This window comes from Thermopirellula anaerolimosa (genome assembly GCF_054657335.1).
Map to the genome: position 1 here is coordinate 239,094 of NZ_BAAHYX010000006.1, position 13,149 is coordinate 252,242.

Genomic DNA, 13,149 nt, shown 5'->3' on the forward strand with positions numbered 1-13,149 from the left:
TTTGAGGCGTTTTCTTCCCTCGAACGCCGCCTTTTCTTCCTTCGAGTGCCACCTTCCCGCCTCTGGAGTCCCCTCTTTTCAAGACTCCCCGCCCCACGTATTCACCTGATCCCTCTTCCGCGACTCTTCCTGACCTATCCAGCCTCGCGCTCTTAACTCACTCCCCCGCCAAAAAGTTTACAACGCAAACGGCTCGCTGGAAGACGTCCTCGGTAAGGCGGCTCAACCCGCGGATGTCGCCGAAGACCTCGGCGGCCTGAAGTTCCCCGGTGTCGCGGAGGAACCGCCAGGCGGCGGCCACGGCCCGGGCGTGGGCCGCGGGCGTCATGGGCCGGTTGGGGTTGGGGAGGACTTCGTAGCCGAAGACCCGAAGCAGCCGCATCGCGGACTCCAGGGCGTCGGCGACGCCGCGCATCCCCCGCACGGGCGCCGTGGGGGAGCCGAACATCTCCAAGAGGAATTGCCCCGCCTCGCCGAGCGATTCCAGCCATGCCCGCACCAGGTCCCCTTGGGGGGAATCCTCTTTCGCGTATCGCTCGATCGAATACGAAACGGCCCGGAATCGGATTCCCTTGAGGGAGGGAGTTAGGCCGAATTGCTGCACGCGGACCGCGGCCAAGAATCGCTTGACGTCGGCCTCCTTGGCGGGCTTGTATCCCGATCCCAGGCGCATCAGACGCCCGACCGGCGTTCGCGCAAACTCCTCCCTGGCCGCCTTGCGGGCTTGTCGGTGGTATTCGCGGAAGAGGTCGCCGTAGTTCGCCATAAGGCCCATTCTAGCGCAGCGGGGTGCTCGGTTGCGGCCGTTAACGTCCCCATTCAAAGGGGACGGATTCGCGCCGACCGGGGCGATAGGTGAGACTTTCCACACGGCGCGGGGCGTGCTCGGTCATGACGCGGAGGGCCATTTCCAGGGCGTCCGGGACGTCATCGTGCCGGCCGATGGGAAACTCCGCCAGTTGCCGCCCTAACAGCCGCCCGTGGGGCGTGTCGGCGATGCGGAGTTGTCGCGCGGCCAGCCACGGTCCCAGCCGCCGGACGCGGAGAATCTTCGGCAGTGTGTTTTGGATGTAAACCAGGGGTAGGGACACGCGGAACCCCTCCCGCCCCCGTCGCTCCAGTTCCTGGGCGAAGAGGATTTGGAATTGATTCGTCTCCACGGCGACGAAGTCGGGCCGGAGGGTGTCGAACAGGCCGAGGGCCCGCTCGAGCGTGCGGTTGGGGGAACGTACCTCCAGGTCGCAATCCACGAATACCAGGTCGGAGTTCTTGTGCATCCCCGCCCAGACGATGGCGGCGTAATCCGACGCCGCGTCGTCGCGCCCGCGGGACGGATCGACGGCCATCACCAGGGGATCGAGTTGATCGCGCGTCGGCCATTCCCCGACGGGGACCCAGAGGTGGTCGCCGAAATACTCCTCGGGAAACTCGGTTCCGCCGGCCGCCTTGGGGTCCTGTTGGTAGAGGGCCGCGAAGCCGCGCGGGTCGGCGGTTTCGACCTCGCGCATCTCCTCGGCGGACAAGATCTCCGGCCACAGGGCCTCGCCCGGCTTGCGCGGGTCGCGGGGGTCGGGGCTGCGGCCGTCGGCGATCCCGGGGAATCGCACCAGTTCCCACGAACCCAGTCCCCGGCCGCCCAGCTTGAGAATCCGCCCCACCACGTCGTCCACGTTCCAGCGGGTCATAGTCACCAGCACGCGGGCGCCGGCGGCGCGGCGCGTCCAGAAGTCGCGTGTGAACCATTCCCAAATCCGCTCCCGGATGACGGCGGATTCCGCCTCCTCGGCGGACTTCACGGGGTCGTCCACGATCCCGTAATCGAATCCGAATCCCGTGATCGCGCCGCCGACGCCCACCGCACGCAGATAACCCCGGCGCCCTACGATCTCGAAATGGGAGTCGGTCCGTTTGTACCGCCCGCGCGATGCGGACCGGCCGGGGAGGGACGTTTGGAACAAGGCGCGATAACGGTCCGATTCGATGATCCTCTGGACGTCGCGGGAATTGGCCTCCGCGAGGGCGGCCGTGTGCGCGGCCATGATGATGCGGGCGTCGGGGTTCTCGCCGCAGATCAGGGCGGGGAGACGACGCGATACCAGCTCCGTCTTGCCGTGGCGGGGCGGCATGCAGAGGATCAGGCGCGGGACGTCGCCCCGCCGCCAGTCATCGAGCACCTTGCAGACGGCGCAGTGGTGCCACGAGGCCCGATATTCGGGGAAGGTCCAGCGGGTGAAGGCCAACAGTTCCCGGCGGGCGCGGCGGCGGGCCAGTTCGCGCGCGGCGGGCGGCAAGCGGGCCGGGTCGATCATGAGAGGCATTCATCGAGCGTCGCGTATCCCAGGCCTTGGATTTCGGCCTCGGCCATGCGCAACAATTCAGCCTCCTCCATTTGCTCCATCTCCGAGGCGGGCGGGCCTTCCGGGGCGGCATCCTGCCGGAACCGGCGGCGATAAGAGGCGAGGATGTACATGAGGAGCCGATCCGATCCCGATTTGGCACGTCTCCAAGCCTCGATCTCCAAATCGTCGATGGCGTTTTCGCGGGCCGTCAGGAATCGCTTACGGTAGTCGGGATCGCGAAGCCAAACCTAATGCGTGCTCCGATCCACGCCGGCGGCCCGCGCGGCATCCGCCACGTTGCAGGATTGCGCGAAGGCCGCGAGGAATCGTTCCCGGGCTATGGCGGTCGCGTCCCGGGTCGGCTTATCGGCGCGGTCTTTCACGCGGCCGGCGGCGGTGTTAGCGCGGGGTCTAGCGCGGGTTCCTGTCGTCTTTGGGCGAGACTTCTTTGGCATCGGCAGCGCCCAGTAGGCAGGGGCGGGCCTCCATGATGTACCGCAGCCGCTCCATGTCGTGGCGCGTCCGTCCCACGTCCTCCAGGAGCGCCGACAGCATCGCCGTTTGCCGCGAAATGGCGGCCGTGTTCGATTCGATGACCTGTTGGGCGCCCCGGGACAGGCGGACGATATGCCATACCAGCCAAATGGAATAGCCTAGAAGCAAAACCGAGAATGCGGCGAATCCGCCCTGGATGGTCGCCTCCCACACTTCGCCGACGGCCAGAATCATGCTCGTCCTCGCCCTTGCGGTCGTGCTATCGCCGAAAGCGGAAAACGCGGATGCGTGCGGACGGGACGGAACACGAGCCGGAGGCGCAGCCGGAGCCGTCCGCGGAGACCCGGGGCGACGCCGGCAGGGAGGCATCCTGCCTCCCCGCCGACGCCGGAACCTGGGGAGGTGCGCATAGCGAATAGTCGGGAATCACAAGGGTGTAGTCCGCCGCGGCCAGCGCCAACGCGAGACACCCCGTTGCGTTCATTATCGCCTTGATCTTGCTCATACCAGAAGATAATCCAACTTCTTGATTGGGAAACCGTCCAAGTCGCCGACGGCGTAGGCCTCGCCCTTGCGGACCAGCAGGTCGAAGGCCTCCGCGTCGGCCCGGTAGCATCCGGGCGGAATCGGGTAGGCCCCTTCCGGTCCCGTGACCCAACCATCCCCCCAGGAGCGATTATCGAGGATCAGATGCGGGCGGGATCGGTCGTCGTCCGCGCCCACGGCCAACCAACTGTGGGCGGTGGAGCCGACGGGGCGTAGGAATCCGTCGGCGTCGCGGCGCGCGGGGAGCGAGCGCCAAAAGGCCTGGGACGTGCCGAACCAGACCACGTATCCGGCGGCGATTGCGTCGCGGGCCTGGGCGTAATTGCGGACCGGCGCCCATTGGCGAACCAGATGCCGCAGGCAAAGCGGCTCCAATTCATCGGGGACGCCGCGCAGGCCCCACTGGGCGGCCAAGCCGTCGTCGTCCTCCGGCGGAATCTCGATCGGCCCGCTCTCGGTTTCATAGCGCCCTCGCGGGAGCACTCCCAGACGGCGGACGGCCTCGACCGCGTTGGCGACCACGGCCCCGTCGCCGCGGATGCGGCGGCCGCCGATTTCGACGCGGGCGAACCCGTAGATGATTTCGGATGAAATGCGGGCCCTCCACTGGGCCCCCTCGGCGACCTTGAGGGCTTGCAGGATGTCGCACGCCCGGCCGCCTCCCCTGCCGACGCAAGTCCCCCGCGTCTGCGCGCGGTAGGGTCGCCAACCGCCCTCGGCTTGCCGTAGCGCATCGAGCAGAACCGCCCGGACGCCTTCGCCGACCCCCTTCAGGTGCGGCGCGGCGGCGTAGAGGTCCTCCGGGCCGTTGTCGGCGCAGATGCGGTCGATCAGTTCATGGTCCAGCCGCCAACCGCCCAGGAGATGCAGAGGTCCGATCACGGCGTCAACCCCTTCGCGATGTCCCGAAATAAGGCGGCGTGTTGGGCCGGGGTCTTCAGGTTTCCCGCCTCGGCCAGCCCGTTCATGTAGGTCCGCAAGCGTTCGAACCATGGGAGCCAGGCGTTCCGATCCTCGCCCAGGGCCTTGCGATTGGTCTCGGCCGCCGCTTCGATGATGCCCGCGACGGTCGTCAGTTCGTCCCGGTCGATGCGTTCCGCCGAGTTCCGGAAGGCGCCCGCCAATTGCGGGGCCTTGGCCCGCGCTTTCTCGGGTACCTGCGACAGCCACTCGCGGGCCAGTCGCGAGGCCTCGGCTTCGGGTTGCGGCGTCGGCGGAGCCGGGTCGGACGGTCCGACGGTGACGACGGCGGTTTGGAGTTTGGCGGGGGACCCGGCGGCCCAGACCAGAACCCAGCGCCCGGGCGCCACGGGCACGACCGCGGCGTCATCCGCGCCTTCCACCACGATGGTGATTCCGCGGTCGGACTTTTCGAGGCGAATCTCCGCCCGGGCATCAAGCCACGGGAGAAGCGTCAGGGCGGCCGCCAAGATGAATCGCTTCATGGACTTCGTTCCTGATCGACAGGAGTTCGTCGGAGGATAGCCCGGAGGCGTCGGCCAGGGCCAGGAGGTCGTTTTCGGAGGCCGCCCACCGCAACAGCCGATAGAGCAGCGTCCAAAGGCGATCGTCGGCGATCGCGGCGGCCAAACCGCGCACGGCGGCGTCGTCCAGGGTCGTCGGCGTGAACGCGGCCAGTCGGGCGGCGGTTTCAAGGACGGTTCCGAGAAACTCCCGCAGGGCCGCTTCGTCCTCGATGGACGGAAAGCGGAGGGCCGACCGCAACGCGCGGAGGATTTGCAGAAGGGCGGCGATCCTCATGGCAGGCTCCGGTTTCGTATGCGACACGCTAAGCACGCGATTTCGGTCACCAGCGCCCCGCAGCCGGGACAGCGATGGGCGATGCGGAGGACCGGCACGGACACGGGACGCCGGCGGCATCGGGAGGCGGTTCCCCGGTCGATGCGCAACAGCAAGGCGACCGACCGCAGCGAAAAGCCTCGCCGGATCAGCCCCTGGGTCGCGGCGGCCAGCGTCGGCGGCGTCATCATGCGTTCAGTGTAGACGGCCGGTCGGGTCAATTGCGGCCACGGCCGGCCTCGATCAATTCCGCATAGAGGCTCGCGACAAGATAGGGAAGATCGGAGAGCGCCACGACCAAATACCCCTCCGGGACGTCGGAGGTCGGCCGTTCAGCCACCAAGACCGCGATGCGACCGTTCCGCACGGCCCGCGTCCGGGCTTTGTGCAACCGCAACGGGGTATCGCCGCAGGGCGGAACGGATTGGCGGTGGAGCGACGGGGATTGCAAAACGGCCGCCACCGCCTTTTCCAGCCTAATCGTGACCTCGGATTCCATTCGCTTCTCTCCGATCCGTCCGGAGGTTCGCTCGGCGGATTCCTACGGGCAGTCATTACGTGGTTCCCGGTCGTCCGTTGCACCGTACAGCGTTCATCGCATCGCGGAACATAGCCCGCACCTCTTGCGCCGAGGCCGGGGGATCGAGCGTTTCCGGCGGAGGGCGTTTCGGATCGCGCGGCGGCGGATGGGCGACCTCGTAGGGAGTCGGGAACCGCCGCAGCCAAACCGCGGGGTTGGGCGATTTCGGCGCCATTTCGAGGATCAGCCGTTGAAGGTAGGCCCCGGGCTTCCTCGGGGCGGCCTCCCACGCCGTCTCCAGCACGGACCTCGCCCAATCGCTCCCGTTGCAGGCCGCCGAACAAAGCCTCCAGAGCAGCACCCGGTCGCGTTTCACGGACGGACCGTCCCTGCCCCACATGCGGCCGAAGTGCTCGAACGCTCGGCGAATCGCGAGTTGGCTTGGGGGTTCCGCTGTCGTCCCGCCGTCGTCCCCGGCGTTTCGGGACGGGGCCGCGTCGGGTTTCCCCCCCGGCCCCCCCTTTTCCCCGATTCTTTTCGTCGTCGTCGATAATATCCTCTCCTTTCTTCTGTCCTGTAGTCCCGACACGATCGGGACACGATCGGGACAAAACCGGGACGCGCGGCAACCCGTTCGCCCCTTCTCCGGCGGCGGCCCCGTCGCGGCGTTGCCGTCGCTTCTTCTCCCGCTCCGTAAATCGCCGCTTCGCCGCGTGGGATAGCCACCGGTCGAAGCGGGGAATCCTAACTCCGGCCTCGTCCGCCTCCAACCACCCGGACGCGACGACGGCACGGACGAACGACGTGGGAATACGCGCGCACTTGGCCAGGGTAACGGGGGTACTCCCAGGAAACGTTCCGTCGGTGCTGTGCGCCTGGGCCCAGGCCCAGAGGCGAATCAATAGGCCGACGACTTCATCCGGCGACCGCCGGGTTGCCTCGGCGATCGCGCACACCTCGGGCTTGAAGGGCAAATCCACCGATATGGGAATCCAGTCCCCGGCCATGCTGCACCTCAAGGTATCCCGGCGTTGGGGCGCCTCCGTCGCCTCAAAATAACCGCAGCCTGGGTTTCCTCAGCCTGCCGGCGATCGGAAACTCGGAATCTAATGCGTCCATCAGGGCTTCGACCTAACGATGCGGTATCTCCAGCCCCGGAATTGTCGTAATACCCAGCAGCCAGGCGTTGACGATCTCGCGCCCGGACGGCGAGGCCAGGTCGCCGGCGGGGAGCATCATCCGAAAGTGGTACGAACCGGTTTCCAGAAATATGGAAACTCCCTCGCCGAGCCTCGTGTAACCCAATTTCATCGGGCCGATCCCCCTTGTCGTCCTCGGCCTTGTGGATGATCCGCTCGATCAATTCCTCCCGCAGGACCGCCACGCGGGAAGGGGCCTCGACGCCGATCCGGACCTTGTTTCCGTCAACGTCGCAGACCGTAATCACGACCTCGACGTCTTTGGCAATCTTTAGCACGATCCGACCAACGGATTGATCTTGGCAATCGCCGACAGCGACGACCGCCGCAAACGATGGAAGCCGCAGCGCGGCCCGTCGGACAATCCGATTCCGCGGAGTATTCGCCGACGGTGGCGTTGGAGCGTCAACGCGCACCCGGACCAGGGAAAAATGCGGGGATCGGCGTTTTGCTTGACGGTCTCGATCGCTCGGATGGCGTGACGGTTGAGGTACCACCTCCGCGACGCGCGCCGCCCTTTGATCGCCTCGGCCGGAACGGTAATCCAGTTCCCCTGGATCCAGTCCCACCGGGCGGCCATCGCCGTTCCAATCCTCCAGGCCGTGTTGTAGATGAGAATGACCAGGGCACGCCACCACGCGGCCGGGTCCACGGGCCGGGTCAACGCCGGTTCGATCGTGGTCCGTGCGTCCGCGATACGCCGAAGGTCGTCGTTCTGCCAAACCTCCCGCGCCGTCTTGCGGGCTGGAGGAAACGCGATTTTCGGCATCCGGACGTCCGGGCGGTCCGTCGCGTTCATGATCGCCCGAAGTTGGCGCAGGTGTTTCCGTATGGTGTTCGGGCTGATCGGCGCCCCGCGGCCCGGACGGGCCATCAAGCCGCGGGTGAATGCGGTGATATGGTCCGCCGTCAATGCGTCTATGGGCGGGTCGCCCGTAATCTCGGCCCACAAGCGGATCGTGATTCGGTATTCTCTCGCCGTCTTCGAGTCCCAGAACAACTTGTCGCGTTCGATCTCGTCGAAGCATTTGGTCAGCGTCGGCGCAGCGGATGGGACAAAATCCCCGGAATCTTCCGGCCATATCACGCGCCATTGAATCGCGCTCATCGGTGCTACCCCCGTGGTGCAAGGCGGCCTCCTCGGCCGCCGTGCCCCTGGAGAACCGTAATCCAAGGAAGAGATTTCCTTTGTCATAATAATGCGGTATCAATCGCGAACAGGCGCGCTGTGGGTGCATGATTCCACCACGCAGGACGATTGCGGGCTAAATGCTCAAACGGTTTGTGGGCACCCGCTCAGTCGCCGCAGAGGCGGCTAAGAAAGGTGCCGGACGATTTTGCTAATAACAATCTATATATACGTCAAGCATTTGTCAATAGTGAAACACAGCATTCGCGTGAACGGCGTAAGTGCTTATTGGTTTGCTATTTGGAATACGGGCGCCGTTCCGTCTCATATTTTTCCAGTTGCGATTCCGGAACGAGAAGGATTTTCGCGACGCGCATCGCGGATATCCGGCCTTCAGTGATGAGCTGATGCACGCGGCCTTTCGTGATGTTCAGCCGTTTGGCTGCGCTATCGAGCGTGTACAACCGCTCTTTTGGTTCGATGATCATGTCGCTCATGCCTTCATTGTACAGGTACGTATAGGTTTGTGCCATACAAATTGGCAGGTGTAGCAAGGCAGTCCGGCACCGCCGAAGCCCCCCGGTCGTCACCGATCCGGGCACCTGCCGTTTGACGCCTGGTGTTATCGGACTCCCGATCCGATGACACCCGCCGATTTCCACAATACCCCCTAGGGGAGTCGAACCCCTGTTTTCGGACTGAGAATCCGACGTCCTGGGCCACTAGACGAAGGGGGCCTAAACCGTTTCTTCGTTGATTTCGCTGTTTACTTGCGTAAACCCTTGAGTAAATCTTTCGCTAAAATCACATCAAAGCGAATTTACGAACAAGATACCATTACCTTCGACGGCAAGATTCCCGGACTAAAACTCCACTCGTCCAGTTTGCCGTCGCGGTTCACATCGACCGAAGGGCCCTGGAACCAGGTGGCGACCAAACACCCACACGGTTGCAAGTCCAACTCGCTGCAACCCCCGCCACGTACGAGCCGGGGAGGGAGATGAATCACCGCATCTCGTCGGTACCGAACCTTGACAACTAAGTATTGTCTTTTCCTGCGATGGATTCGTCAATCCACCCCCCAGGCAACATAGGTTTTGTGCGTCGTTTTGGGTTCGAGGCCGGTCGGTTCAAAGCCGGTCGGGCCAACAAAGTCTTTGGCGATGCAAATACGAGTGACGGTGTGCCCTTTCGAAATTGGTGAATGTTTCACCGGGCTACTGCGGCGTTACCCCCTGTCTGTTCGGTCAGGCGGACGGCGGGTAGAATCAAACGGTAGCAGTTGCTAGGGTACCGCTGCCCGTCGCTTGATGGAGGAGATGCCGGTAAAAGTTCGATTTTCGATCGTTTGCGGCAATCCCCACCTTTCTTTTGGCGCTCTATGAGCGATTCCGTTAGTCCCAGCAAAATGTTGTCCGTAAGGTTTGGGGGATTGGGGAAAAAGTTTTAGATCGGGCAGTGCAATCCGGCTCTTATTCTTGGGGGGAAGTTCAGCCCTTTGTTCGAGGAGAAACGATTATGATCGTCACCACTACAGAGTTGTTTCGTCACGCCTACGGCAAGTATGCGATCGGCGCCTACAACATCAACAACCTCGAACAAACGGTCGGACTGTTCCGCGGCAATTTGGGGAAGATCAAGAAGAATGAGGAGCCTGTCGATTGGCAAACGGCGGCTCCCTTCATCTTGCAGATCTCTCGGGGCGCCCGTTCCTACACTGATAAGCGTTTCTTGGAGGCCATGATTCGGGCGGCCGACGAAATATTTCCCGAATCGGTGTTCGCCGTGCACTTGGACCATGGTACGGAAGACACCTGCTACGACGCCATCGACAGCGGATTCTACAGTTCGGTGATGATCGACGCCTCTCACGAACCTTTTGAGAAGAACGTCGAAATCACCAAGCGGGTGGTCGATCGCGCTCATGCCAAGGGCGTGGTTGTGGAGGCGGAGTTGGGCCAATTGGGCGGGGTGGAGGAGGACGTTGTGGGTAGTGTCTGCCTCACGGATCCCGCTCAGGCGGCGGAATTCGTGAAGCTCACGGGGTGCGATTCCTTGGCCGTGGCCATCGGCACGTCGCACGGGGCGTACAAGTTTTCCGGACAACAGGCCCTGCGACTGGATGTGTTGGAGAAGATTCAAGCCGCTTTGCCCGAGGGGTTTCCCTTGGTGATGCACGGTTCCAGCAGTGTTCCTAAGGAATGGGTGGACCGGATCAACGCGGCGGGTGGAAAACTGGGAAGCACCAGCGGCGTCAACGAAAAAGAGTACATCGGGGCCGCCAAGCGAGGCGTGTGCAAGATCAATATCGATACCGACGGGCGGTTGGTCTGGTGTGCCATCTATCGCGAGACGTTCCTCAAGCAACCGGAGGATTTCGATCCGCGGACTCCCGGCAAGGCCTTCATGCCGGCTTACGCCGAATACATCATCCACAAGAACAAAATGCTCGGCTCCGCAGGCCAATTGCAGAGCGTGACGAAAGTGCTCAAGAGATAAACCGAGCGTTCTCGGTGATCGGTCGCCGCAAGTGGGGTGAACGACGGATGCGACGGCCGCCCGGTTATCTTTTTCGCCATGCTTCGCTGCTCGTTTGAAATTAAAGCTAAGATACCTGCCCGGCTTCATAGCCGGGCTTTTTCATTGCCGGCGGGCAACGTCTACCGAATGCGATGCTTGGGTGCCGTTGCTCGGCACCGCCAAAACCGCGGCAATGCCGCGGCAGTATTACGTTGAGCGGATTCCCCCCTCGAAAGAATGTTTCCCCGGCGAAACATGTTGTCGTTCGAAAACGTACGTCGCTCCGGCAAGGGAACGCGTTTGCGTTTGTAAACGCGACCAAATCTTCGCGCCGGGAGCACGGCTTCTTCACTCCAACGCCTGCCAGTGACGCAAATGTCTTGAAAATAACGATTTGCGTCGTTGGTTCTTCTTCGTCTCACTCTTAAGGCGGCATTTGGCACGGCATGTGCATTTGATGCTTGCCCGTTGGGTTCTCCCAGGGTGGGAAACCTGCAACCACGTGGTTGTGCCGCCGGCTCGCGGTGGGTCGGGGCTTATCCGTTTCTCTTGTCCTCAGTGAAAAGGAGCGACAGAGTGAAGAGTTTCATGTCTCGCGTGTGGCGGGAGGATGAAGGCGTATTGACCTTCGAATGGATCCTCCTCATCACGGTCCTGGTGATCGGCGTCGTCGGCGGCTTGAGCGCCGTTCGCGATGCGGTGATCACGGAGTTGGGCGACGTGGTCGAAGCGATGATCTCGCTCGACCAGTCCTATTACATCGCGCATCCTTGGGACGTTCAGGTTCCCGACTGCGTGGTGGACGGCGCCTCCGACTCCTCGTACACCGATTCGGCCGGTATGGATCAAGGCCGTCTGGCTACCGGTGACATTGCTCAGGACCAGGGTGCCATTGCCGATTGCGGCGATGACGTTGAGAATCCCAGTCTGTGATTTCGCCTGTTGACGGTCGGCACGACGACGTTCGGCCGCACCGTCTCCCGATTGCGGCTCCGCGGTGGGATGCCAACCGGCCGCGGAGCCGACTCATCGGGATTAGCGTATCGGGGCGTCATTCCGTTCTTCGTGCGAAGTCGCCCGTTTCTCGTCGTTCCTCGTCGATCGTCTCGTCGCAAGTTGGTCGCCGCGTTCGGCACGTCATTTGTTGCAGTAATTGTTTTCCGGATCACAACCGCCGTCAGAGACGGGCATAACGAGCGCCACGAAAGACCCGAGTTGATAAGCTCCGTACGGATAGTGAACAAAAGAACAGAGGCTGAGACCATGAAAAGCGTGCATGCTGCGATCATCCGCGGTTGGAATGACGATGAGGGTGTTCTCACATTCGAGTGGATTCTTTTGCTGACGCTTCTCGTCATTGGGATCGTGGGCGGACTGTCCGCGGTACGCGACGCCGTGATATCGGAACTGGGAGACGTCACGGCGGCGGCGGTACGCATCGATCAGTCGTACCAGGTGAATACCGACGCCACAGGCTGGGGAAACGCGTTCAGTTTCCAGGATACGCTCCCGACGTGCGCCGGCGAGCAGAATCGGCCGACCTCAGGCCGACCGGACCAGGGAGCGGTGGGCGACTGCGGAACGCCGTAGCGGCCGTTCGAGGTTGCGGCCCGCAGGCGCGAGAGCGGTTCGGATCGAGATTTAGAAGCGAGTACATCCCATGAAACGGCACATGCACCGGCTTTGGACGCAATTGCAAAGGGAGGACGAAGGACTATTGACCTTTGAATGGATTCTGCTTGCGACGTTGATCGTGATCGGCCTGGTGGGAGCCTACTCCGCCGTCCGGGACGGACTTGTGGATGAATTGGGGGATGTGGCGGAAGCGGTCATCCGAGTCGATCAAAGTTTCCACACCGAGGCGCCGGCGGACTTGCCCTACGCCGGGAGTTGGGGAAGTTGGCAAGATGACGATCCCGCCCCGGTGGTGACGCGGGGGCGTGACCTCCCGTAGCGTGGGACCGAGTTGTGCCCGTAGGCGGAAACCGCCGGTTTTCAGTTGTTCGTGCAGGATGAGAATTCAACGAGGATCGGGATGATGGGATTTTGGCTGTTATCCGTTGCCGTGTTGACGATCACTGGGGCTGCCGCCGTGACCGACTGGAAGATGCGGCGGATTCCCAACGTCATCACCGTTCCGGCGGCGATCCTCGGCGTAGCCTACCACGCACTGTTTCCAAGCGGGCTGGGGATCGTGTTCGGCCTGAGCGGCTTAGCCGTGGGCTTCCTGTTGCTGCTTTTGCCATACATTCTGGGCGGCGGAGGTATGGGGGATGTCAAGCTGCTGGCGGCCCTCGGCAGTTGGCTGGGGCCGTATTGGATCTTGGTTGCCCTGGCGTCCGGTACGGTGGTTGCCGCGGTGCTGGCTCTGGTGATGCTGGTGTTGGGAAAAAGCGTCGCCTGGCGGCCCAAGCCGGTGGTAGCGTTGCCTTCTCGCAAAAGTCGCGTCCCGCAAACGAAGAAGGCGCTCCCGTTCGCCATTCCCTTGGCGCTGGGAACGTGGGTGATGATGGGTCTGTTCCTGGTTCGCGGCGGATTCTGAGATCGCTTTGGGAATAGCGGAGGCACCAAGGTCGAATCGAGAGTATTGAGGCACACGTT

At 63.1% G+C, this 13,149-nt stretch carries 17 protein-coding genes, 1 tRNA gene and 1 pseudogene; 5 read left to right on the plus strand and 14 right to left on the minus strand.

All coding sequences use genetic code 11. The features are described 5' to 3' along the window. Window positions 1-157: 157 nt before the first annotated feature. The 14 genes and pseudogenes from ACYQ6J_RS07045 to ACYQ6J_RS07110 form a co-directional block, all read right to left on the minus strand. Complete coding sequence (locus tag ACYQ6J_RS07045; RefSeq protein WP_460183477.1) at window positions 158-766, minus strand: hypothetical protein; 609 nt, start codon at window positions 764-766, stop codon at window positions 158-160. Between the two features lie 40 nt (window positions 767-806). Further along, a complete protein-coding gene (locus tag ACYQ6J_RS07050; protein WP_460183478.1) occupies window positions 807-2,309 on the minus strand; it encodes a terminase large subunit domain-containing protein in 1,503 nt (500 codons plus the stop codon). Then, the gene (locus ACYQ6J_RS07055) at window positions 2,306-2,470 is read right to left on the minus strand and encodes a hypothetical protein (protein WP_460183479.1); all 165 of its coding nucleotides are present in this window, start codon (window positions 2,468-2,470) and stop codon (window positions 2,306-2,308) included. The genes ACYQ6J_RS07050 and ACYQ6J_RS07055 overlap by 4 nt, the downstream gene beginning before the upstream one ends. A gap of 280 nt (window positions 2,471-2,750) precedes the next feature. Continuing rightward, a complete protein-coding gene (locus tag ACYQ6J_RS07060) occupies window positions 2,751-3,068 on the minus strand; it encodes a hypothetical protein (protein ID WP_460183480.1) in 318 nt (105 codons plus the stop codon). A 267-nt stretch (window positions 3,069-3,335) separates the two neighbouring features. Then, on the minus strand, window positions 3,336-4,262 hold the full coding sequence (locus tag ACYQ6J_RS07065; protein WP_460183481.1) for a hypothetical protein: 927 nt from the start codon (window positions 4,260-4,262) through the stop codon (window positions 3,336-3,338). Beyond that, window positions 4,259-4,825 (minus strand): hypothetical protein, encoded by a 567-nt coding sequence (locus ACYQ6J_RS07070; RefSeq protein ID WP_460183482.1) that lies wholly within the window; start codon window positions 4,823-4,825, stop codon window positions 4,259-4,261. Before ACYQ6J_RS07070 ends, ACYQ6J_RS07065 begins: the two co-directional genes overlap by 4 nt. Beyond that, window positions 4,776-5,141: a hypothetical protein gene (locus ACYQ6J_RS07075; protein ID WP_460183483.1), complete on the minus strand. Its 366-nt coding sequence runs from the start codon at window positions 5,139-5,141 to the stop codon at window positions 4,776-4,778. Before ACYQ6J_RS07075 ends, ACYQ6J_RS07070 begins: the two co-directional genes overlap by 50 nt. 256 nt (window positions 5,142-5,397) lie before the next feature. Next, window positions 5,398-5,679 carry a hypothetical protein gene (locus ACYQ6J_RS07080; protein WP_460183484.1) on the minus strand — a complete coding sequence of 94 codons (282 nt, stop codon included), beginning with the start codon at window positions 5,677-5,679 and terminating at the stop codon, window positions 5,398-5,400. A gap of 55 nt (window positions 5,680-5,734) precedes the next feature. Further along, window positions 5,735-6,076: a hypothetical protein gene (locus tag ACYQ6J_RS07085; protein ID WP_460183485.1), complete on the minus strand. Its 342-nt coding sequence runs from the start codon at window positions 6,074-6,076 to the stop codon at window positions 5,735-5,737. Between the two features lie 755 nt (window positions 6,077-6,831). After that, window positions 6,832-7,011 carry a hypothetical protein gene (locus tag ACYQ6J_RS07090; RefSeq protein ID WP_460185559.1) on the minus strand — a complete coding sequence of 60 codons (180 nt, stop codon included), beginning with the start codon at window positions 7,009-7,011 and terminating at the stop codon, window positions 6,832-6,834. A 49-nt stretch (window positions 7,012-7,060) separates the two neighbouring features. After that, window positions 7,061-7,177: pseudogene (locus tag ACYQ6J_RS07095) on the minus strand (carbon storage regulator); the annotation flags it as partial. Next, entirely contained in the window at window positions 7,171-8,007 is an 837-nt protein-coding gene (locus ACYQ6J_RS07100) for a tyrosine-type recombinase/integrase (RefSeq protein ID WP_460183486.1), read from the minus strand. The gene ACYQ6J_RS07100 and the pseudogene ACYQ6J_RS07095, both read right to left, overlap by 7 nt. A gap of 317 nt (window positions 8,008-8,324) precedes the next feature. After that, window positions 8,325-8,516, minus strand: a complete 192-nt coding sequence (locus tag ACYQ6J_RS07105; protein WP_460183487.1) for a helix-turn-helix domain-containing protein — start codon at window positions 8,514-8,516, stop codon at window positions 8,325-8,327. Between the two features lie 176 nt (window positions 8,517-8,692). Beyond that, window positions 8,693-8,765 (minus strand) — tRNA-Glu (locus tag ACYQ6J_RS07110). Between the two features lie 781 nt (window positions 8,766-9,546). Between ACYQ6J_RS07110 and ACYQ6J_RS07115 the strand changes: the two genes are divergently transcribed. From ACYQ6J_RS07115 to ACYQ6J_RS07135, 5 genes are all read left to right on the plus strand, one after another. Beyond that, the gene (locus tag ACYQ6J_RS07115) at window positions 9,547-10,527 is read left to right on the plus strand and encodes a class II fructose-bisphosphate aldolase (RefSeq protein ID WP_460183488.1); all 981 of its coding nucleotides are present in this window, start codon (window positions 9,547-9,549) and stop codon (window positions 10,525-10,527) included. Between the two features lie 597 nt (window positions 10,528-11,124). Further along, entirely contained in the window at window positions 11,125-11,481 is a 357-nt protein-coding gene (locus ACYQ6J_RS07120) for a hypothetical protein (RefSeq protein WP_460183489.1), read from the plus strand. A 330-nt stretch (window positions 11,482-11,811) separates the two neighbouring features. Next, entirely contained in the window at window positions 11,812-12,138 is a 327-nt protein-coding gene (locus ACYQ6J_RS07125) for a hypothetical protein (RefSeq protein ID WP_460183490.1), read from the plus strand. Between the two features lie 70 nt (window positions 12,139-12,208). Beyond that, window positions 12,209-12,502 carry a hypothetical protein gene (locus tag ACYQ6J_RS07130; RefSeq protein WP_460183491.1) on the plus strand — a complete coding sequence of 98 codons (294 nt, stop codon included), beginning with the start codon at window positions 12,209-12,211 and terminating at the stop codon, window positions 12,500-12,502. Between the two features lie 81 nt (window positions 12,503-12,583). After that, complete coding sequence (locus tag ACYQ6J_RS07135; protein WP_460183492.1) at window positions 12,584-13,090, plus strand: A24 family peptidase; 507 nt, start codon at window positions 12,584-12,586, stop codon at window positions 13,088-13,090. The last annotated feature ends 59 nt before the right edge of the window (window positions 13,091-13,149 follow it).